This is a genomic window from Nonomuraea sp. NPDC049695, assembly GCF_040674955.1.
Lineage (GTDB): Bacteria > Actinomycetota > Actinomycetes > Streptosporangiales > Streptosporangiaceae > Nonomuraea > Nonomuraea helvata.
On sequence record NZ_JBFANV010000073.1, the window covers coordinates 15,995 to 36,366 of the forward strand.

At 70.8% G+C, this 20,372-nt stretch carries 16 protein-coding genes; 5 read left to right on the forward strand and 11 right to left on the reverse strand.

All coding sequences use genetic code 11. From position 1 onward, the window contains the following. Positions 1–147: 147 nt before the first annotated feature. The gene (locus AB0J64_RS42240; protein WP_364040821.1) at positions 148–1,350 is read right to left on the reverse strand and encodes a family 16 glycosylhydrolase; all 1,203 of its coding nucleotides are present in this window, start codon (positions 1,348–1,350) and stop codon (positions 148–150) included. Positions 1,351–1,464: 114 nt separating this feature from the next. Next, the gene (locus AB0J64_RS42245) at positions 1,465–2,142 is read right to left on the reverse strand and encodes an SDR family NAD(P)-dependent oxidoreductase (protein ID WP_364040824.1); all 678 of its coding nucleotides are present in this window, start codon (positions 2,140–2,142) and stop codon (positions 1,465–1,467) included. A gap of 132 nt (positions 2,143–2,274) precedes the next feature. Between AB0J64_RS42245 and AB0J64_RS42250 the strand changes: the two genes are divergently transcribed. The 3 genes from AB0J64_RS42250 (at position 2,275) to AB0J64_RS42260 (ending at position 5,048) form a co-directional block, all read left to right on the forward strand. Next, positions 2,275–2,706, forward strand: coding sequence for a hypothetical protein (locus AB0J64_RS42250; protein ID WP_364040827.1), 432 nt, complete (start codon positions 2,275–2,277; stop codon positions 2,704–2,706). Positions 2,707–2,734: 28 nt separating this feature from the next. Continuing rightward, complete coding sequence (locus AB0J64_RS42255; protein WP_364040830.1) at positions 2,735–3,856, forward strand: hypothetical protein; 1,122 nt, start codon at positions 2,735–2,737, stop codon at positions 3,854–3,856. A gap of 292 nt (positions 3,857–4,148) precedes the next feature. After that, entirely contained in the window at positions 4,149–5,048 is a 900-nt protein-coding gene (locus AB0J64_RS42260; RefSeq protein WP_364040896.1) for a M23 family metallopeptidase, read from the forward strand. Between the two features lie 201 nt (positions 5,049–5,249). Here the strand turns inward: AB0J64_RS42260 and AB0J64_RS42265 are convergent, their stop codons facing one another. Further along, positions 5,250–5,594 carry a VOC family protein gene (locus AB0J64_RS42265; protein WP_364040833.1) on the reverse strand — a complete coding sequence of 115 codons (345 nt, stop codon included), beginning with the start codon at positions 5,592–5,594 and terminating at the stop codon, positions 5,250–5,252. 164 nt (positions 5,595–5,758) lie between these two features. After that, positions 5,759–6,856 carry a ThiF family adenylyltransferase gene (locus AB0J64_RS42270; protein WP_364040836.1) on the reverse strand — a complete coding sequence of 366 codons (1,098 nt, stop codon included), beginning with the start codon at positions 6,854–6,856 and terminating at the stop codon, positions 5,759–5,761. Between the two features lie 100 nt (positions 6,857–6,956). Between AB0J64_RS42270 and AB0J64_RS42275 the strand changes: the two genes are divergently transcribed. Then, positions 6,957–10,124: a BTAD domain-containing putative transcriptional regulator gene (locus AB0J64_RS42275; protein ID WP_364040839.1), complete on the forward strand. Its 3,168-nt coding sequence runs from the start codon at positions 6,957–6,959 to the stop codon at positions 10,122–10,124. 10 nt (positions 10,125–10,134) lie between these two features. Here AB0J64_RS42275 and AB0J64_RS42280 read toward each other — a convergent pair whose 3' ends face one another. The 5 genes from AB0J64_RS42280 to AB0J64_RS42300 are packed head-to-tail and all read right to left on the reverse strand — an operon-like array spanning position 10,135 to position 15,051. Then, entirely contained in the window at positions 10,135–10,827 is a 693-nt protein-coding gene (locus AB0J64_RS42280) for a hypothetical protein (protein WP_364040842.1), read from the reverse strand. Next, the gene (locus AB0J64_RS42285; protein WP_364040845.1) at positions 10,824–11,720 is read right to left on the reverse strand and encodes a carbohydrate ABC transporter permease; all 897 of its coding nucleotides are present in this window, start codon (positions 11,718–11,720) and stop codon (positions 10,824–10,826) included. The genes AB0J64_RS42280 and AB0J64_RS42285 overlap by 4 nt, the downstream gene beginning before the upstream one ends. After that, positions 11,720–12,640, reverse strand: a complete 921-nt coding sequence (locus AB0J64_RS42290; protein ID WP_364040848.1) for a sugar ABC transporter permease — start codon at positions 12,638–12,640, stop codon at positions 11,720–11,722. The genes AB0J64_RS42285 and AB0J64_RS42290 overlap by 1 nt, the downstream gene beginning before the upstream one ends. 55 nt (positions 12,641–12,695) lie before the next feature. Beyond that, positions 12,696–14,000, reverse strand: a complete 1,305-nt coding sequence (locus AB0J64_RS42295; RefSeq protein WP_364040851.1) for a sugar ABC transporter substrate-binding protein — start codon at positions 13,998–14,000, stop codon at positions 12,696–12,698. A gap of 37 nt (positions 14,001–14,037) precedes the next feature. Next, the gene (locus AB0J64_RS42300) at positions 14,038–15,051 is read right to left on the reverse strand and encodes a hydroxyacid dehydrogenase (protein WP_364040854.1); all 1,014 of its coding nucleotides are present in this window, start codon (positions 15,049–15,051) and stop codon (positions 14,038–14,040) included. 203 nt (positions 15,052–15,254) lie between these two features. On the opposite strand from AB0J64_RS42300, the gene AB0J64_RS42305 reads away from it, so the two are divergent. Continuing rightward, complete coding sequence (locus tag AB0J64_RS42305; RefSeq protein ID WP_364040857.1) at positions 15,255–17,228, forward strand: DUF2264 domain-containing protein; 1,974 nt, start codon at positions 15,255–15,257, stop codon at positions 17,226–17,228. Between the two features lie 65 nt (positions 17,229–17,293). Here the strand turns inward: AB0J64_RS42305 and AB0J64_RS42310 are convergent, their stop codons facing one another. Continuing rightward, positions 17,294–18,445, reverse strand: a complete 1,152-nt coding sequence (locus tag AB0J64_RS42310) for a substrate-binding domain-containing protein (protein WP_364040860.1) — start codon at positions 18,443–18,445, stop codon at positions 17,294–17,296. Further along, entirely contained in the window at positions 18,442–20,334 is a 1,893-nt protein-coding gene (locus tag AB0J64_RS42315; RefSeq protein ID WP_364040863.1) for a heparinase II/III family protein, read from the reverse strand. Before AB0J64_RS42315 ends, AB0J64_RS42310 begins: the two co-directional genes overlap by 4 nt. Between the last annotated feature and the right edge of the window lie 38 nt (positions 20,335–20,372).

A 20,372-nucleotide genomic window follows, 5' to 3' on the forward strand; every position in this document is an offset into this window, starting at 1 on the left:
ACACCTGCGCCGCCCCGCGCTCGCACCGCGCCGGCCGCCGCCGCGGCTTGAAGGGCTCCTTCCCACCGGAAGGAGCCCTTCAGCTTGGCGGTGAACGGCGGAGTGTCAGGCGCGCGTCCATCGCTGGTTGGCGCTGCCCGCGCAGTCTCAGATCTGCAGCCGCGTGCCGTTGGCCGAGCTGACGCCGGTCGCGTCAAGGCACTTGCCGGCCTGGGGGTTGACCATCTGGCCGGCGCCTGAGTCGTAGGTCCATTTCTGGGCGCCCGTGCCGTTGCAGTCGTACAACTGCACCTGCGCGCCGTTGGCCGTGGAGCCGCCGGTGACGTCCATGCACTTGCCGAGCGCGCGCACCGAGCCGTCGCCGTTCCACGTCCAGCTCTGGGCGGCGCTGCCGTTGCAGTCCCAGAGCTGGATGGCTGTGCCGTTGGCGGTGCCCGCACCGGCCACGTCCACGCACTTGCCGCCGATGCCGGTGATCTGGCCGCCGCCCGAGCCGCCGGTGGGCGGGGCGTAGACGCGCACGTAGTCGACGGTCAGGGCCTGCGGGAAGGTGGTGGAGGCGTCGGGGTAGCCGGGCCAGTACCCGCCGACCGCCACGTTCATGATCATGAAGAACGGGTGGTCGAAGACCCAGCGGTTGCCGCCGAGGTCGCCCGGCGTCCGGCGCTGGTACTCGACGCCGTCGACGTACCAGATGATGAGGTTCGGGGACCAGTCCACGGCGAAGGTGTGGAACGCGTCGGCGAACGCGCCGTTGATCGAGTACGGGGCGCCGATGCCTCCGGAGCCGGAGTAACCGGGGCCGTGGATGGTGCCGTGGACGGTGCTGGGCTCGCGGCCGATGTTCTCCATGATGTCGATCTCGCCGCTGTTGGGCCACTGGACCGACCCGATGTCGTCGCCGAGCATCCAGAAGGCCGGCCAGATGCCCTGGCCGCGCGGCAGCTTCATGCGTGCCTCGAACCGCCCGTACGCCCGGGTGAAGGTGGCCGCGGTGAGCAGGCGGGCGGAGGTGTACTGGCAGGTGCCGTAGTGGCACTGGTAGTTGGACGGGTTCTCCCGGCGCGCGGTGATCACCAGGTTGCCGGCACCGTCCATGGCGGCGTTGCGGGTGCTGTTGGTGTAGTACTGCTGCTCATTGTTGCCCCAGCCGCTGCCGCCGATGTCGAAGCGCCATTTCGACTGGTCGACGGCGGCGCCGGCGGATCCGTTGAACTCGTCGGACCAGACGAGCGGACCGGGGGCGGGGGCGGCGTTCGCGGCGCCCGTCATGGGGACGAGCAGCGCGATCAACGCGACGAGAGCGGCACCGATGGCGGGCAAGGGTCTGGAACGGGGGGTGCGGACCATGCGTGTCACCTCATCGGATCCACGGATGCAGTTTTACCGAAACCTTGCGGCAGCATCAGCACCGGTGTCAAGAGAGCGCTCTCTTGAGGTGGTCAGCCCCATGACCGGGCGGGCTCAGCCCGGGGACGGCAGGACGGACAGCTCGCAAGGGTAGGCGTCGGTGGGTGCGCTCAGCACCCAGCAGATCATCTCGGCGAGCGTTTCCGGCCGGATGCACTTCTCGGGATCGTGCGGCCGGCCGAAAGCGCTCCTGACCTCGCCCAACAGCTCGGTCGCGGTCGCGCCGGGATAGACCGTGGTGACGCGCACCCCGAAGACCGCCTCCTCCTCGCGCAGCGAATCGGCCAGCTCCCGCAGCGCCGCTTTGCTGGCGACGAACGCCGACCAGCGGGGCACTCCGCTCATCCCGGGCGCGGCGTTGACAAAGATCACATGGCCGCGGGAACGCCGTAACGCGGGGAGAGTCAGCCGTACCAGCTCGGCGGCGGAACCCACGTTCACCGCCAGCGTCCGCCGCCACGTCTCCGGGTCGGCGTCGGCGACCGCCGCGACCGGGGAGATCCCCGCGCAGTGCACCAGCGCCTGCACATCCGCCAATCGGCCCGCCTCCTCCAGCTTCTCCACGGCGGAGGCCAGCGTTCCTGGCTCGGCGAGATCCGCCTCGATCCCTCTCACGTCCAGCCGCCCGACACCCCGCCCCACGGCGGTCACGTCATGCCCGGCCTCCACCAGCGCGCCGACCAGCGCCACCCCGATCCCGCCGGTCGCTCCGGTCACCAGCACATTTCCCATGACGACTCCCCTCCCTCGGCACCTGATCATTTCACGCACCGACCCGGAAGCGAATTCGCCGCGTCCACAGCGGAACTCGGCTATCAGCGAATTCGTTTCCTGGTTAGCACGAGCCCCGGGGGAAAGGTGATTATGGGCACGAGCAGAGCCATCGAGCGACGGCTGCGGAAAAGCGCCCGGCGACAGGCGGGCAGATTCGATTCCGTGGCTCCGGAAATACGGCGGCGCCTGACCGGACGGCAGCGGCCGCGTATGGCGCATCCGGCCGGCGCGGAGCGCAGGACGGTGTGGCGCGAATGGGGCCCGGTGACGGCGGTCACGCTGGCCGTCTTCGAGCTTCTCTATTTCTTCGTGTTCGCCGACATGCTCGGGGGGACGAGCACTGCCGGCGTGGCCGTGACGGCCGCTGTCGGCTGCGCCACGGTCTGCTCCAGATTCGTGCAGGAATATGCGATGTTCCGGAGCACGGACGCCAAACACGCTCCATTCCTGGTGGTCGGCGTCGTATCGGTGGGGGTGATGCTGGTCGCCATGGCCGCCGAGGCGCTGTGGAAAACGTTCTGATATGCCGCCGCCCTTTCTCTTGCCGGCAATGCCGGAAAGCTGCAACATCATCAGCAGGGGTCCATGCGACGCATCATCGCCGTCCACCACCTCCGAGCAGCCGATCGCCACGCTGAAGGCCCATGTCGTCTCCGCCGCCGGCGAGAAGCTGGCCACCGTCGACGACTTCGCCCTCACCTCGGGCACCCCTACCAGCGGTATCTGGACCACCCGGTCCCGTGTCCAGCTCACCGAGCTCGGCTCCTACCGCATCGACGTGGAGGCCACCGACGCCCAAGGCGCCCACATCACCGCCGAACGCACCGGCCGGCTCAGCTACATGGTGCGGACCGTCTTCGACCCGCTCATTCCCAGCCGCACCACCATCGACTACGCCCACCGCAACGTCACCGTCAGGGGCCGCGCCTATGGGATCCGGCCCGGAAGCGGCGTGCGGAAACCGCTCGGGCAAGGCTTCCCCATCTCGTTGAGCATCAACTACCTCGACAAGCAGGGCGGGTACGCCGGCTTCGACCACGCCGACCTCACGACCGACGCCAAGGGCAGGTTCCGGCACTCGCTCACCCTCAAGATGGGCGCTGAGTTCACCGCGACCTACCCCTACAGCAACGACCACCTTTGGTACCTGAGCGGCACGTCCGACAAACTGATCGTCAAGGCCACGGAGTCGGCCACCCAGGTGCAGGTCCACGTCGACCCTGCCCGCATCAACGCCGGAGACCCGCTCACCGTCTCCGGCCTGGCCAGGTGGCGCTCGCTCGCAGGATGGCGGCCGCTCGCCGACACCACGCTCAACGTCTGGGTCGAGAACACCAACGACGCACCGAGGTCCGTCACCACCGACGCCGAAGGCCGCTACAGCCTGAAGTTCGTGCCGTACACCACAGGGACCATCAACGTCGCGTACTACAGCGAGGATCCCTTCAAGGCGAACGTGACCACCACCGTCGCGTTCACCGTCGCCCACCCCTCCTCCTTCGCCGACTTCACAGCGGTACGGCAGGCGGCTGAGGTCGCGGTGTCGGGCCACCTCGCCTTCTCCGGCTCCGTCTCCGAGCCGGCGGCGGGCCATTGGCGGGCGCGCTTCGCAGGCGACCAGAATTTCCAGGACGCGCTGAGCCAGAGCGTCGAGGTGGGCGCCGCTCAATAGCGGGTGAACCCGGCACGCTCGCGAGGGTCGCCAGACGCTCGTGAGCGTGCCGCCGGGGGATGGGCGCCGCGCACGAAAGCCACAAAATTTCACATTCATAGAGATTGATGAAGAGAACCTTCAGGGCTATGTTCATGATCGACCCGTCCAATCTCTTGGGCGGCGAGATGTCGAAACGCTCCTGACGACGGCCCTCCCCTCCCACCGACACTGATCACGATGCCGCCTCGCCACGAGCTCATCGACATCGAGGAACGCGTATCCCCCCATACGCACCTTCAGAGAGGTGAGCATGCCCACAATCGGCAGGCCGACCTGGCCTAAGACCCTCCGAACCACGATCACTGCCCTGCTGGTCACCTTCGCGGCGGCGCTGATCCCCCAGGCGGCCTCAGCGCAGGATGCCGGCGTCCTGGCTGTGTCTCACAAGAGCCCCTTCAACTGCGGCAAGACGTTCTATGCCAACAACTGGCTCCCCGACCACAGCCCGTCGGGCGCCATCGACTGGCAGGACTACGGGGGCGATGACATCGACGGCGAGACCGTACGTGCCACCGCCGCGGGCACCGCGTACTTCTACGACTTGGGCAACACGAGCTACGGCAAGTGGATTGAGATCCGGCACAGCGACGGCACCAGGACCCGCTACGCCCACCTCGCGACCATGGTGAAGGCGGCCGGCGGCTCGATGACCGTCAGCCAGGGCACCGCGATCGGAACGGTCGGCTCGACGGGCGGCTCGAACGCCCCGCACCTCCACTACGAACAGCGGAACTCCGCCGGTACGGTCGACACCAGCCCGACCGTGGAGGGCGTGACCGTGTCCTTGGGCCAGAAGACGGCCATCAAGAGCACCAACGCCTGCAGCGGCAACCCCTACACCCCTGAGGGCGTCTGCGGCAGCGGCTACTCGGTCATCGACTCGGCCGCCCTCACCGGTGGCCGCGCCTACCTGCTCTACAACTCCGGCAACGGCTACAACTGCGTCGTGACGCTGAAGACCACGAGCCTCGGCTCGGCGTCGCCGGTGTCGGCCTTCCTCGAGCCGGAAGGGGAGAGCAGGACGACCGACTCGGGCAGCTACGACTACTACGCGGGGCCTGTCAAGCGTGACGCCGCCGGGCAGTGCGTCAAGTGGGGCGGCTCGGTCGGCAGCAGCTCGTACACCAGCGGGTTCGAACACTGCAGTTAGTGGATCATTCGATGCTCGGCCGTGCTCGGCCGTTGAGGAGCGCTTTCGCGTCTCCTTCAACGGCCGGGCACATCTGTGGGTGCCGACGAACAATGGCGATATGTTCGTCTCGTCCTTCCCTACCGTGGCGCGCTGTCGTGGCCGTTGCGTGCCGTACGGCTGGCCGGGCGGCCACAGCGGGCGATGGCCGGGTGGCTTGATTCAGGGGGAGACGAAGCAGAACTCGTTGCCTTCCGGATCGGCCATCACCTGGAACGCGCCGACCGCGTCGCGCCGCAGCCCGTCCGTTGTCTCGGCGCCGAGCTCGCAGGCGAGCCGTACCGCCGCCTCGATGTCATCCACGGCGACATCCAGGTGCAAGCGATTCTTGCCCGACTTGGGCTCCGGGACCTTCTGAAAAGCCAGCCGTAGCCCTGTCGGGAAATCGGCCGAAGACCACCCGGGATCACGATCCACTGCTGTCCCGCCCAGGACGGCGGCCCAGAACGCGGCCAGCCGGGCTGGGGCTGCGCAGTCGATGACGAGCTGGCTCTGACGTGCGTTCACTCCACTACCGTACGACCGATCGGGGGCGGCGTGGGGGGGGGGGGGCCCCCCGGGGGGGGGCCCCCGCCCCCCCGGGCCCCACCTGCCGGTTTCTCAGGTGCCCATGCACACGTTGCCCGTCAGACGGGTGCTCTCGACTCGCACGATCTCGATCTTCACCATGGTCACCTCCCCCCGCATACCGCGCAGGCTGGATTGCGCTGCCACTCGTCGGGGTGATTCGCCAGGCAGCCGTTGGCGAAATCGAGGACGAGTGGCCGACCGGCGTGTGCCGGTGGCTCGAAACGGGTCAGGTAGCGGAGCACTTCGAAGGCGGCATAGGAGCCGAGCAGGCCGACGACCGGGCCGATGCCCCGGTTGTGCTGCGGCCGGCTCAGGTGCAGGCGCATCGCGGAGATCGCGTTGAGGGTCTTCTCGTCCGGATCGGTGTACGCCGTGACATCGACGGGATCCGCGGGTATGCACGCGCGGCAGGCGCTGATGCCCGGATCGACGGACCACACCGCTCCGGTGGTGACGAGGAATCCGCCGCGGACGAAGGGCACGCCGTGTCGTACGCAGGCCTGGTTGACCCACAGGTCCACGTCGCCCGGCTGGTCGATGCCGGCGGCCACCACGTCGGGCCGGGTCCGGCCGACGAGCTCGGCGAGCCCGTCGGGCCCGTCGATCGAGGTGTCGATGGTGTCCACCTCGATGGCGGGGTCGAACGCCCGCACCCACTCGGCGGCGCGGGTCACCTTCCGCGCGCCGAGGTCGTCCCAGCGGTACAGGTACTGCCTGGCGAAGTTCCGCGGGTCCACCTGATCGCGGTCGAGGAGGGTCAGCCTGCCGACGCCGAGGCCGGCCAGGTGCGGGATGACGGTGGAGTTCAGGCCGCCGGTGCCGAGCACCAGCACGTGTGATGCGCGCAGCCGCCGCCGCAGGTCCTCACGGCTGCGGTCGAGCGTGGCGAACGACTCGAAGAAGGCCAGGTTGCTGAAGTGCCTCTCGGCTTCGTCCGGGTCGAGCCCGCCGAGGCGATCGCCGTCCTCGACCAGCCCGTGGGCGTCCAGCGCCTCGACCGCGGCCCGCACGTCGGCCACGTCGGCCGCCAGGACGTCGGCGAGCTCCTCGACTGTCCGGCCGCCCTCGTCGAGGAGGGTCAGCAGTTTCTCCACCGAGCCGTCGGGGTCGGCCAGGAGGAACTGGTCGCGTGGATCGTAGACCAGGCGCAGCCGGTCGCCTGCCCGTTCCCAGGAGAGTCCTTTGAGCTGTGGTCTCATCGATGGTTCCTCGCTCGCGTGCCGTCGACGAACACCTTCGCACCGGCCCGCACGGCTCTCGCATGGATGCTGCATGGATCTTGGTGCTACGGTCGAAAGCGTGCCTGCGTCCGATATCCGGTATCTCCTTCTTGGTCCCATGGAGGTCTCGGTCGACGGCCAGGCGGTGCACCTGACCGGCAGGCAGCGGACGCTGCTGGCGACGCTGCTGCTCGAACCCGGGCGCGTCGTGCCCGTGGAGCGCCTGGCCACGTGGCTGTGGGGCGAGCGCCTCCCGCCGTCCTCCGGGCCGCGGATCCGCGCGCTGGTCGCCGAGGTACGGCGCGCTCTGGGCCCCCTGGGACCGTCGGTCATCCTCACCCGCAGCCCCGGTTACCTGGCCAGGGTCGGTCCGGGCGAGCTGGACCTCGCGGAGTTCACCGCCCTGGTCGAGGGTGCGCGCCGCGCCGGCGCGGAGGCTCTGCCGAGCTACGACAGGGCGCTGGCGATGTGGCGGGGCGAGCCCTTCCCCGACCTGACGGGTCTCGCCGCCCAGACCGAGCGGAGCAGGCTCGCGGAGCTGCGGGTCGAAGCGGCCGAGCGGCGGGCCGAGCTCCTGCTGGAGCAGGGCCACGGCGAGGACGTCGTCGCCGAGCTGCGCAGGCTGGTCTCGGAGCAGCCGTTGCGCGAGCGACCGCACAGGCTGCTCATGCGGGCGCTCCACCTCGGCGACCGGCTGCCCGAGGCGCTGGCGGTGTACCGCGATCTCCACAGCCGGCTCGTCCGCGAGCTGGGCGTCGAGCCGGGCCGCGAGCTCCGCGACCTCCATCAGCGGTTGCTGAAGGACGAGGTCCGCCCGCGGAAGGTCCAGACGCCGCATCAGGTGCCGCACGGTCTGACCCGTTTCGTCGGCCGTGCGGAGGCGCTGCGACGACTCGACGCGTCCCATCGGGTGGCCGTCGTCGGCCCCGCCGGGGTGGGCAAGACGGCGCTGGTGGTCCATTGGGCGCACCGCGCCGCCGGGCGCTTTCCCGACGGGCAGCTCTTCATCGACATGCGCGGTTTCGGCCCGGCAGGCCCGAGATCCCTGCCCGAAGCGCTGACGCTGCTCCTGCAGGGACTCGGGCTGACGCCCGCGGACATCCCGGTCGACGTGGACGCGCAGATAGCGCTCTACCGGACGCACCTCGCGGACCGGCGGGTGCTCGTCGTCCTGGACGACGTCGCGGATCCGCGGCAGGTCCGCGAGCTGCTGGCCGCTCCGCCCGGCTGCCGGATCGTCATCACCAGCCGCGACCGCCTCAGCGGGCTGGTGGCCGTGGACGGCGTCGAGCGCGTCGCTCTCGACGTGCTCGACGATGACGAGGCGCTGCGCCTGCTCGACGAGGCGGTGGGGCCGGCCAGGGCACGCCGCGATCCGGACGCCGCGGCCGAGCTCGTACGGCTGTGCGGCCGGCTCCCGCTCGCGCTCTCCATCGCCGGCTCCTGGATCGGGGAGTACGGCCATCGGACGGTGGGTGACTGCGTCCACCGGCTGACGGCGCGGGGCCGCATGACAGGGCTGCGCGTGGACGGCGACGAGAACGTGGCCCTCCGGGCGGCGCTCGACGCGTCGAACGAGGCGCTTCCCGCGGACGCCCAGCGGATGTTCCGGCTCCTCGGGCTGGTGCCCGGCACCGGCGTCTCCGTCGCCGCGGCGGCCGCGCTGGCGGGAACGAGCGAGGCCAGGGCGGAAGAGCTGCTGGGCACGGTGGCGCGGATCCACCTGGTCGAGGAGTCCGGCCCCGGCCGGTTCGCCGCTCACGATCTCGTCCTGGAGTACGCCGGACAGCGCAGCCGCGAGCTCGACGCGCCCGCCGAGCGCGCGGCCGCCGTGCGGCGCCTGCTCGACCACTACCTGCACCTCCTCGTCGCGGCCACCGAGGCGTGCGGCTTCCAGACCCCGCAGGTGCCCCGTGGCGAGGGCCGGTCGTTCGGCGACCCGGCCGAGGCCGCCGCCTGGTTCGACGGCGAATGGCAGAACCTGGCCGCCGCCGTGTCCCACGCGGCCACGCACGGTCCGCGGCAGTACGCCTGGCTGCTGGTCGAGGCCGCTCAGGAGCTGCTCCATCACCAGGCGGCGCTCGGGGAGCGGCTGCGGGTCGCCGGGATCGGGCTGGAGGCCGCTCAGCAGGAGCAGGACCTCCGGGGGCAGGCCGCGATGCACCTGGTCCTCGGCACGACGCGATGGCGCATGGCCGATCTGAAGTCGGCCTTGTGGGAGAGCGAGCGTGCGCTGACCCTGAGCCGCCAGGCCGGCTGGGAGCAGGGCGAGGCGATGGCGCTGCTGGCCTGCGGGGTGACGCTCAAACGGCTGGGACAGCCGGACCGCGCGATCCCGCACTACCGGCGGGCGGTGGCGCTGCATCGCGCGTCGGGCAACGCGCACGGGGAGGTGCGGGGGCTCGGCAACCTGGCCTCCGCCTACATCCTGCTCGCGCGGCTGGAGCAGGCCGAGGAGTGCCTGCACGCCGTTCTCCCCCTTGCCCGCGAGTCGGGCGACCGGCACATTCAGGCGCTGACCCTGGTCAACCTCGGCCTGGTCCGCCAGCAGCAGGCGAGGTTCGCGGAGGCGATGGAGGCCCTGGAGGAGGCGCTGGCCGTGTCGCGTGCGGCGGGCCTGCGCTACGCGGAGGGCGTCGCCCATGAGACGGCCGGCATGGTGCACTGCGACGCGGGCCGTCACGAGCAGGCGATCTCCGCTTTCACCACCGCTCTCGACATCGCCGCGGCGGTCGAGAACCACGACTCCCAGCTGGCCTCCCTGCTCGGCCTCGCGGAAGCGCACCTGCGGCTCGGCCGGGTGGACAGCGCCTTCGGACATCTCGGCACCGCCCGCCTGTTCGCCGAGGAGTCCGGCATGAGCACCGGCCAGGTCCTGCTCGGCCTCGCCCGCGCCGAATATCTCGTACGGAACTTCGGCAAGGCGCACGAGCTTGCCGGCCATTCCCTGTCCTTGAGCGAGAAGCACAGCCCGCTGGACGTGCCGCGGCTCCATGCCCTGCTGGCGGCGGTCCACCTGGCGGAGGGCTCGGGCGGCGTGAGCGTCCGGGCCGCCCAGCAGGCGGCGAACCTGGCCGCCCGATCAGGGCAGCGCCTGGAACAGGCTCGCGCGCTGCTGATCCTGGGCCACGCCCGGCAACTGGCCGGCGATCCGCAGAGCGCGCGAAGGAGCTGGCGGCAGGCTCACGAGCTGTTCACCGCCATCGGGACGCCGGAGGCGCTCCTGACCGCGCCGCTCCTCGAGTGACGGCACGGCGTCAGGTACGGGCGGCCGTGCCGGACGGCAGGACCGGCGCGAGGACGAACCGGGTCGTGGCCCACACCAGGTAGAGCAGGGGCGAGCACAGGAGGAGCACCCCGATCACCGGCTTGAGCAGGATGACCGCCACGGCCAGCCCCAGCACGACGACGTTGGCCGCGGCCAGGTACCAGCGCCGCGCCACCAGGTAGAGGCAGGGCCGGACGAGGTCACGCAGCCGTACGGAACCGTCCCGCTGCTCCGCGAGCAGCGCCAGGGTGGCGACGACCGCCGCCACGACCAGCGCCGCCGCGGTCGCGAAGAACGGCGCGAGCGCGGGACCCCATGCGGTGCGCGAGACGGCGACGGCGTCCACGGCCAGCACGCTCACGGCGGCGGCGCCGACCGCCCAGACGATCAGCGATCGCCCGGCGGCCCGGCGGTAGCCGTCCCAGAACGGACGGAACACGGCCGCGGAGCCCTCGCCCAGCTCGGCGAAGCACCGGAACGCCCCGGTCAGCGCGGGCGCGCACAGAGACGACAGCACGGCGAAGAACGGCCACGACGCCAGCGGGTCCCTGACGATCGCGAGCGCCGCGAGGAGCGGGGCGCACGCGACGGCCAGCAGGACGTTGGTCACGAGCCCGGTGTGCACGGCGCGGAAGACCTTCTCGTAGGTCTCCTGCCGCGCGGGCCTGAGCAGGGCCCTCATCCCTTGAGCCCGCTGGTCGCGATGCCGCGGATGAAGTACCGCTGCCCGAACAGGAAGATGGCCAGGATCGGCAGGATCGACAGCGCCGCGCCGGTCATCATCATGGCGTACTCGGCGTCGTACTGCCCGATGAACGAGCGCAGGCCGAGCTGCACGGTCCACAGCTCGTTGCTGGTCAGGTAGATGAACGGCCCCATGTAGTCGTTCCAGGTGTTGACGAAGGTCAGCAGGGCCAGGCTGGCGAGCGCCGGCTTGGACAGCGGGAGCATGATCCGCCGATAGATGCCGTACTCGCTCAGCCCGTCGATCCGCGCGGCCTCGCAGAGCTCGTCCGGGATCGACATGTAGTACTGGCGCATGAGGAACACGCCGAAGGCCCCGAAGGCCTGCAGCAGGATGATCGACCAGTAGGTGTTCGTCAGCTCCGCGCGCTGCATCATGATGTACTGCGGCACCATGTACGCCTGCCACGGCACGGCGATGGTGCCGATGTAGGCCAGGAACAGCGCGTCGCGCCCGGGGAAGCGCACTTTGGAGAACCCGTAGGCCGCGAAACTCCCGGTGAGCAGCTGCAGCAGCGTGATGGTGACGGACAGGAACGCCGAGTTGCCCAGGTAGGTCAGCAGCGGGATGCGTTCCCAGATCTCGACGAAGTTCGACCAGCGGAACTCGCGCGGGATCCACTCGATGGGGATGGTGAAGACCTCGTTGTCGCGCTTCAGCGAGGACGAGAGCATCCACGCGAACGGCACCAGCACCAGCGCCGCCACGACGACGAGCACGGTGTAGGCCAGCACCTTGCGGACGAGGCCGCGCCCCTGGCGGCCCGCGCCCGCGGGCACGTCGCGGGGCGGACCGGCGGTGGCCGGTGGAGCATCATGCAGCGTGGCCATCAGGCGCTCCTCCGTTCGTTGAGGCGGAACTGGACGACGGTCACGGTGAGCACGATGACGAAGAGCACCAGAGCGATCGCCGAGGAGTAGCCGAAGTGCCCCTCGGTGATGCCCTCCCGGTAGACGAGCTGGGCCAGGACCAGCGTGCTGCGCCCGGGGCCGCCGTCGGTCATGACGACGATGAGGTCGAGGACCTTGAAACTCTGGATCGTCAGCATGACGAGGACGAAGAACGTCGTCGGCCGCAGGCACGGCAGGGTGACGCCCCAGAAGCGCTGCCAGGCGTTCGCCCCGTCCACCCGGGCGGCCTCGTAGTACTCGTTCGGGATCGTCTGCAGGCCGGCCAGGTAGAGCACCATGTAGTACCCCATGTCCCGCCACACGCTGGTGACGATCACCGCGGGCATCGCCCAGTCGGTGCTGGCCACCCACCGGGGCGGGTGGGCGATGCCGATCGCTTCGAGTGCCTGGTTGATGGGTCCCACCGTCGGGTTGAACAGCATGTTCCACACGACGGCGACGGCGACCAGCGAGGTGATGTACGGGAAGAACGCCGCGGTGCGGAAGAACTGCACGCCGCGGATCTTCCTGTTGAGCGCGATCGCCAGGCCGAGCGCGACGATCAGCGTCAGCGGGATGTGGCCGGCGGCGTAGAACAGCGTGTTGCGGAGCGCGACGTGGAAGTTCTCGTCGGAGAGCAGGCGCTGGAAGTTCTTCAGCCCGACCCACTCGGGCGTGCTGTAGGAGTCCCAGTCCAGGAACGCCAGCGCGAACGCCGCGAGCATCGGGATGAGCGTGAACAGTGCGAAACCGACGAAGTTCGGCAGGATGAAGCTCCACCCGACGAGGATGGGGCGCCAGGCGCGCTTGGAGCGGGGCCCTGCTGATGACGGGGCCGGTTGCGTGATGACGTGAGTCATGGGATTCCTCCAGGGAAGCGGCGGCCCCGGAGGTCTCCGCGGCCGCCGCCGTTCCCTAGTTCAGGACTTCGTTCTTGACGCGCTCGTTCATCGACTTGATGCCGTCGGCCACCGTCTTGTCGCCGACCATGATCAGCTCGTGCTCCTCCTTGAGGATCGTGTCGACGTCGGAGGTGTGCTCGCTGACCGGCATCTCGAGGACGACCTTGTCCGGCTGGAACGCCTTCTTCGACAACTCGTCCGTCGGCATGCCCTTGATCCCGAAGTAGGCACTGGTGATCTCCGGGCTCTGCAGCGCGGGCACCACGCCGATCTTGGCGATCGCGTCGGCACCCGCCTTGCCCGCGGCGAACTGCACGAACTTCTTGGCGAGGTCGGCGTTCTTGGCGCGCTTGTTGACGGCGAAGGCGGTCGGCGAGCCGAACGTCGTCACCCCTGTGGCGCCAGGCCGCTGCGGCATCGGGGCCAGCGCCCAGTCGACGTCGGTGGCGCCCTTCTCCTTCTGCGCCAGGATCGAGGCGATGTACCAGGTGCCCATGGGCAGCATGGCCGTCGCGCCCGTCTCGAACATCGTCTTGTAGTCCGACTTCTGAGCGGTGGCGGTGCCGAAGTCGAGGGTGGCGCCGGACTTCTGCAGCCCGAGCGCCAGGTTGTACTGATCGGTAAAGAAGCCGTAGTCGCCGCCCAGCTGGTCGCCGCCGGTCTGCGCCGCCGAGATGGCCTGCACCACCGACCGCCAGGTGTGGTGGTAGGTGCCGTAGACCTTCTTGCCGCCCTCCTCCTTGGTGAGCTGCTGGGCGAGCTTGGCGTACTCGTCCCAGGTGAGGCTCTCGGGCATCTTGACGCCCGCCTTGTCGAAGTACGCCTTGTTGTAGTAGAGGAGCCAGAAGTCCTGCCGGTACGGGATCGCGAAGTACGCGTTCTTGACGTTGTAGGCGTCGAGCCCGGCCAGCTTCGAGGTGTCGCCCGACTTCACCAGGTCGGTGATGTCGGTGAGCTGGCCGCGGCTGGAGTAACGCGAGTAGTCCGTGACGTTCTTCATCGTGATCACGTCGGTCGAGTCACCGCCGGCGAGCATGGTGGTGACCTTGTCGGCGTAGTCGTCGGCGAGGATGTCCACCGGCTGGATCTTGACGCCGGGGTTCGCCGCCTGGAAGGCGTCGAACAGCGCCTTGAACTCGGGGGTCTTGGCCATGTTCCAGACCGAGACGGTCAGCGTGTTGCCTCCGTCCCCGCTGCCGCTCGCCTGGCCGCCGGAGCCGCAGGCGGTGGCCGCGAGGGTGAGCGCGGCCGCGACGGCGATGCTCTTGATCAGATGACGGCGCTCTCGGGCTCTTCCCGACGCGTACGAAAGGATCATTGATCCGGTCTCCTTTCCGTTGAGCCGGTCTCAGGGCTCAGGCGCTTACCAAGAAGTCGTCGGCTGTCACGGCCGCGCGGGGCGGCTCGCCCGACAGGTAGCGTTCGAGCTCGTCGAGCGCGCTCTCACTCATCCGCCGGGTCTCCGATCCCAGAGACCCGGCGACGTGGGGGGTGATCATGACGTTGGGCAGGTCGTACAGTGGCGAGGTGGCCGGCAGCGGCTCCGGCTCGGTGACGTCGAGGATCGCGTCGAGCCGTCCCATGACGCACTCGCGTTCCAGGGCGGCGGTGTCCACCACGGCACCGCGCGCGGTGTTGATCACGGTCGCCCCGTCGCGCAGCAGGGCCAGTTCCCGCGCCCCGATGAGATGGCGGGTGGACGGCAGCGCCGGGACGTGCAGCGTGAGTATGTCGCAGCGCCGCAGCAGCTCGTCCAGCCCGACCAGGTGGCCGCCCGCCGCGCTCACCTCGGCAGGATCGGCGTAGGGGTCGGCGATCAGGACGTCCGCCTCCAGGCTGCGCAGCCGTTCGACGACCCGGCGCCCCGTGCGGGAGAAGCCGACGACGCCGATCGTGCGCCCGCGGTTCGTCAGCTCCCCCCGGTGTGACAGGTAGGACCAGTCATCGCGGTGGCGGCGCGCGTCCTGGGCGAGGAACGGCGCCTTCTTGCCCGCGAAGATGATCGCGGCGAGGGTGAACTCGGCCACCGGGATCGCGTTCTCGTCGGCGGCGTTGGTGACGAGGATGCCCCGGCGAAAGACCTCGTCGGTGACGAACGTGCGCACCGTGCCGGCGCAGTGGAAGATCGCCCGCAACCGAGGCGCGTCGGCGAGCCGCTCGGCCGTCAGCGGGGGGCAGCCCCACGAGGTCACCAGTACCTCGACCTCGCGCAGCCGCCGCCGCACGTGCGCCGCGTCCAGGTCGCCGGTCATGATCGGATCGGCGAGCTCGACGAGGTCCTGCAACCGGCGCAGCTGCGGCTCCTGGAACTGCACGGCGAACTTCGAAGGATCCATGACCAGCAGGGCCTGCGGTCGTACGTCTCTCACCTGGGTCCTTTCGGCGGCAAGCGCTTACCAGTGCCGCCGATCATGTCTGATCATTCCAATCACGTCAATACTCTGTTACCGCTAGTTGATCACGTAATCTGATCGATATTGATCGATAATGTACGGTGGTCGCCAAGCGCCCTTGACGTGGGAGGAAGCGTTCGCGTTGACTCCGGGGCACACATTTCCGATCAGGAGGGCTGATGCGCTCGCTCAGGGACTTCGACGACCTGCGGTTGTCTCCGTACACGGGATGGACGCGGGACCACTGGGCGACCCTCGCCGATCACCTGCTGCTGTCGGCGCGGCGTTACGCCTCGGAAACGCACGCGCGTGTCTCGTTCCCCGGCCCGCCGGGCGGGTACGGGCCCGACGTCGACGGGCTGGAGGGCTTCGCGCGCACGTTCCTGGCCGCCGGGTTCAGGGTGGCGGGCGAGGGCGGGCGCGATCCGCTGGGGCTGATGGAGTGGTACGCCGAGGGGCTCGCCGCCGGGACCGATCCCCGCTCGCCGGAGCGCTGGGTGCGGCTGGACGAGCACGGCCAGGCCAAGGTCGAGGCCGCGTCCATCGCCCTGGTGCTCCACCTGACGCGGCCGTGGCTGTGGGACCGGCTCGACGCCGGTGTGCGGGAGCGGGTCGTCGACTATCTCGCGCCCGCGGTCGGCTCCGACTATCCGCCGATCAACTGGATCTGGTTCCAGATCGTCGTCGAGCAGTTCCTCGCCTCGGTCGGCGGCCCCTACGAGCGCAAGGACATCGAGGACGGGCTCGCGCTCCTCGACGGCTTCGCCCGCCGGAACGGCTGGTACGCCGACGGCGCGGAGCGCTCCTATGACCACTACTCGGGATGGGCGTTGCAGTTCTACCCGCTGATGTGGAGCGAGATGGCCGCGGGCGACCCGGCGGCGGACTCGCGGCGGCCGGTGTACCTGGAGCGGCTCGAACGCTACCTCAACGACGCGGTGCACCTCGTCGGCGCCGACGGGTCGCCCCTGATCCAGGGGCGCAGCCTCACCTACCGGTTCGCCGCGGCCACGCAGTTCTGGGTGGGCGCGCGCTCGGGCACGGCGACACCGGGCCCGGGGCTGCTGCGCCGCGCCGCCTCGGGAATCGTCCGCCATTTCACCGAGCGCGGGGCTCCGGACGAGGACGGCGTCCTGACGCTCGGGTGGCACGGGGCCTGGCGGCCGATCGCCCAGTCGTATTCGGGGCCCGGCTCGCCGTACTGGGCGGCGAAGGGCTTCTTCGGGCTCTCCCTGCCCGCCGACCACCCGGTGTGGACGGCCGTCGAGGAGCCGCTGCCGGTCGAGACGGGCGACTTCCATCTCGCGGTGCCCGCGCCGGGCTGGCTGGTCAGCGGCACTCGCGCCGACGGCGTCGTGCGCGTGGTCAACCACGGCACTGACCACTCCACTCCAGGGACGAACCGTACCGACTCACCCCTGTACGCGCGGCTGGGATACTCGACCGCGACCTCTCCCGTGCTGGCCGGGGAGCACGCCGCCGAGCCGCTGGACCAGTCGGTGACCATCCTCGACGCGGGCGGGCGGCCGAGCCACCGGACGGGGTTCGAGACGCTGCGGCTCGACCGCCTTCCGTCCGGGACGCTGGTGGGGGCCTCGCGCTGGCAGGCCCACTGGGTGGACGTCGAGACCGACGGCCAGGACCACGGTTACGGCCTGCCGGGGACGGTGCGTCTGGGGCCGTGGATCGAGGTGGTCTCGGCCGTGCGGGGCGCCTGGGAGCTGCGCCTGGTGCGGACCGACGGCCTACCGCTTTCCGCCCCGGATTCGCCAGGCGGTGCTGCCGGACCGCGCCCCGCCCCAGGCGCGCTGCGCATCGGCGGCTGGCCCGTGGCGGCCGCGGAAGCCGCCCGCGGACAGGAGCCGAGCGTGTCGAACGGCACCGCGTACTCGAGCGTCGTCGCCGGAGCGGGGCTGGACCTGTCCGGCGTGATCTCCGCCGCGGACTCCTCGCCGCTGGGCCCGTGGACGCTCGTCCCGTGGTGCGCGACCAGCGCGCCCGCCCTGCCGGGCGCCTGGTACGAGGTGGCGGTCCACCTCGGCGGGCAGGAACCGGGCAGCCCGCCCTCCGTCTCCTGGTACGGCGCGGCGGCCGCCCGCGTGACCTGGCCGGACGGGACGGAGGACGACCTCGGCACGATTAGCCGGGCCTGATCACACCGTCGAGCGTGACCGGCCGGGCCTGATCATCAAGCCCGGCCCGATCAAGGCCGGCCCGATCAGGCGCGGCTCGACGAGGACGCCCGGACGATCAGGCGCGGCTCGATGACGACGCGGTGGGCGGGGCGCTGCGGATCCTCGTCCGCCAGACGGGCCGCGAGCAGGGCGAAAGCCGCCTGCCCGATGGCCGTCTTGGGCGGGCGGACCGCGGTCAGCGGCGGGTCGCACAGCTCGGCCACCTCGTCGTCGTAGGCCACCACGGCGAGGTCGCGGGGCACCTGGAGGCCGCGTTCCTGGCAGCGTTCGACCAGGCTGATCGCCTCCGGGTCCGAGTGGACGAGCAGCGCCGTCGTCCCCGAGGCGAGGCACTCGTCGAGAACCCGATCGAGCGTGGCCGGCCATTCGGGATGCAGCTGATCGACCGTGCTCAGGTCCGGGGTGCCGTCGAGCCGGAGTGCGAGCTCCTCGCACGCCTGACGCCAGCCGCGCCGCACGTGCGGGGCAGTCGGGCTCTGCTGGGTGGTGACCAGCCCGACGCGCTGGTGGCCGAGCGCGACGAGATGCCGCACGGCCATGGCGGCTCCGAAGGCGTGGTCGCTGACCACCGACTCCATCGCCTCGTGGTAGGGGCCCACGGTGGCCGCCCGCTCGATGAGAACCACGGGCACGTCGGCGTCCTGCAGCCAGCGCACCAGCGCCTCTCCCTCCTCGCCCGTGGTGGTCGGCGTCACCAGCAGTCCGTCCACGCCCGCCGTCTCCAGCATCCGGGACAGCTGGCGGCGCTCGTCGGCGGCCTGGTAGCCGCCGCCGCGCAGCACGATGCGCGCGCCGTACTCCGCCGCGGCCTCACGGACGCCCTTGATCACGTCAGGGTAGTAGTAGGTCAGCGACGGCACGACCATCCCGATCGTGACCTGCCGTTCCTCCGCGGATGCGGGCTGGGGCGGCGGCTCCTCCCCTGTCCGCGCCTCCGTCTCGACGCTCGGGAGGGTCTGGGCGAGCGGCCGGCCGTGCAGCGCGGCGCCACCGCGGACCCGGCGGATGACACCCTGCGAGGACAGCAACGCGATGTCGCGGCGGATGGTGATGGCCGAGACGTCCAGCTCGGCCGCCAGCTCGTGGACGCGGACGACGCCGCGGCGGCGGAGCAGCTCCACCATCTGGGCGCGGCGCTCGTCCGGCAGCTGGCCCGGCGAGTCTGACACCGTCATTTCCCCACCTCCACCCGCACTTCGAACGCGCCGCGCGCCGTGCCGGGCAGCCGCAGCTCCAGCCGGGTCAGGCGCTCGCCCCACACCTCGGTGAGCATGGGATCATCCAGCGTACGGACGGTCAGCGCGGCTGTCGCGCCGTCAGGGTCCCAGCTGACGACCGCGGCCCGTGCGCCGTCCGGCGGCCGGACCACGACCCGCCCAGGAGCCGGCTGCTCGACCTGCCCGGCCAGCACGAAGTGCAGGACGCTCGCGCCGCCGTCGCCGGTGAAGCTCCAGGCGTCCTCGATCGTCACGCGCGCCCCTGCCCGGTCGAGGGCGGCCCTGCGCCACCACCGTTCCAGCTCGGGCACCGGGTAGGCGGCCGCCAGATCCAGCCGTACCTCGAAACGGTCAGGCCCGTCCACCACCTCGGCGTGCCTGGCCGCGTACCGCTCGCCCGGCCCCTGCGGCGTGCCGCGCACCTCGGGAACGTTGTGCCAGTCGCTCTGCATCGTCCAGATCGAGTAGCGCTCGGGACCGAAGGTCTGCGCCGTGTACGTCGGCCTGCCCGGGTCGGCGAGCACGGGCACGCCGTCCAGCGCGACGACGACGGAGCCCACATCGTTGTGGTTGTGGTGCTCCCCGTTGTGCCCGCCCTTGACCGCGAGCGCGAGTCCGTGCGCCGTCCCACCGGTCGTCCTGGCGAGGCCGACCTGCGTCCCCGGCAGCCAGACGCCGGCGATCAGGGGCGGCGCGGCGTCCTGCCGTCCGGTGTCGGCGAGCTGCCGCAGCGCCCGCCCGAGCTCGTCGGGAACGGTGGCCGGGCGCTGGGAGGCCGCATGCCGTGCCGCGTCGTGCTCGCCGAGCCTCCTGGCCCACCGGTACGGCACATGCCACGGCAGGTCACCGGGAGGGCGGGCCCGCGAGTCGGCGAGGTTGAGGTACCAGGGCCCGCCCAGATGCATGCGGTGCGGGAAACGGACCGTCTCGCGCACCACCGGGACCACCGCGGCGTCCAGTGCCCCCGAGGTCGCGTGCTCCAGGACGTCGAGCGCCTCGAGCGCGCGGCACGCCCCGTTCCACCAGTACTCGTAGCCCTCATCGACGGAACCGTCGTCCGGCAGGGCCGCGAGATAGCGATCGACGCCCGCCACCGCCAGGGAGACCTGGAGAGCCCGCAGGTCGCCCGGCTCCGTAAGGCGCAGCGCGGCGACGAGCACGTTGCCGCAGATCCACGGACACCAGTTGTGCACGTCCCCGTCGAGGCCCAGCCAATGCCAGTCGTCGCGCTGGACGAACGGGTCGAGCACCCGCACGCGCGTCTCCTGGCGCACCCGTTCCCGCAGTCCGGGGAAGCGCCTGTCCAGCCACGCGCCCAGAACGTGATCCGCCCAGGCCAGCTGTGCGGCCACGTCGGCGGCGCCCAGGTCGAGGCAGGGCGAGGTCACGTCGGGCAGCACCGTCCCACGGGGCCGGCAGGTCTCCTCGTGCGCGGGCCAGCACCACGAGCTCTGCTCGCACAGCAGGACGATGCCGTCGGCGGCCTCGTCCAGCCACGCGTCCTGCCCGCTCACCGCCGCCATGAGCACTGCCCGGGTGAGCCGGGCCTGGCGCTCTCGCACCTGGCTCTCGTACTCCGTGCGGTTCCCGTCGCGGAAGAACCGCGCGTACCGTGACGCCAACGGTCGCGGCCACGGCGTGTCCCGCTCCGCCTCCGCCTGCTCGCGGACGGCGGCGAGGCGATCGGCGGCGCGCTCCCAGACATCAGCCCCGGCGACGGGCACCGGCAGCGCCAGGTCGGGCGACACCAACAAGCCGGCCAGGCCTGCCGGCGACGCCGCGGCGCCCCAGGCGGTGAGCAGCGGCCCTGCCGTTCTGACCGCCGAGCCGATCGCTGTGTTCGTCATAGTCCTCCTTGCTGGACTCATAGTACCGATCAAAGGTG

Excerpts from the sequence above, each read along its gene's own strand:
- AB0J64_RS42290 (WP_364040848.1), bottom strand. The coding sequence starts at position 12,640 with ATGACTCACGTCATCACGCAACCGGCCCCGTCATCAGCAGGGCCCCGC.
- AB0J64_RS42280 (WP_364040842.1), bottom strand. The coding sequence starts at position 10,827 with ATGAGGGCCCTGCTCAGGCCCGCGCGGCAGGAGACCTACGAGAAGGTC.
- AB0J64_RS42305 (WP_364040857.1), top strand. The coding sequence starts at position 15,255 with ATGCGCTCGCTCAGGGACTTCGACGACCTGCGGTTGTCTCCGTACACG.
- AB0J64_RS42315 (WP_364040863.1), bottom strand. The coding sequence starts at position 20,334 with ATGACGAACACAGCGATCGGCTCGGCGGTCAGAACGGCAGGGCCGCTG.
- AB0J64_RS42250 (WP_364040827.1), top strand. The coding sequence starts at position 2,275 with ATGGGCACGAGCAGAGCCATCGAGCGACGGCTGCGGAAAAGCGCCCGG.
- AB0J64_RS42295 (WP_364040851.1), bottom strand. The coding sequence starts at position 14,000 with ATGATCCTTTCGTACGCGTCGGGAAGAGCCCGAGAGCGCCGTCATCTG.
- AB0J64_RS42310 (WP_364040860.1), bottom strand. The coding sequence starts at position 18,445 with ATGACGGTGTCAGACTCGCCGGGCCAGCTGCCGGACGAGCGCCGCGCC.
- AB0J64_RS42240 (WP_364040821.1), bottom strand. The coding sequence starts at position 1,350 with ATGGTCCGCACCCCCCGTTCCAGACCCTTGCCCGCCATCGGTGCCGCT.
- AB0J64_RS42260 (WP_364040896.1), top strand. The coding sequence starts at position 4,149 with ATGCCCACAATCGGCAGGCCGACCTGGCCTAAGACCCTCCGAACCACG.
- AB0J64_RS42245 (WP_364040824.1), bottom strand. The coding sequence starts at position 2,142 with ATGGGAAATGTGCTGGTGACCGGAGCGACCGGCGGGATCGGGGTGGCG.
- AB0J64_RS42270 (WP_364040836.1), bottom strand. The coding sequence starts at position 6,856 with ATGAGACCACAGCTCAAAGGACTCTCCTGGGAACGGGCAGGCGACCGG.
- AB0J64_RS42285 (WP_364040845.1), bottom strand. The coding sequence starts at position 11,720 with ATGGCCACGCTGCATGATGCTCCACCGGCCACCGCCGGTCCGCCCCGC.
- AB0J64_RS42255 (WP_364040830.1), top strand. The coding sequence starts at position 2,735 with ATGCCGGAAAGCTGCAACATCATCAGCAGGGGTCCATGCGACGCATCA.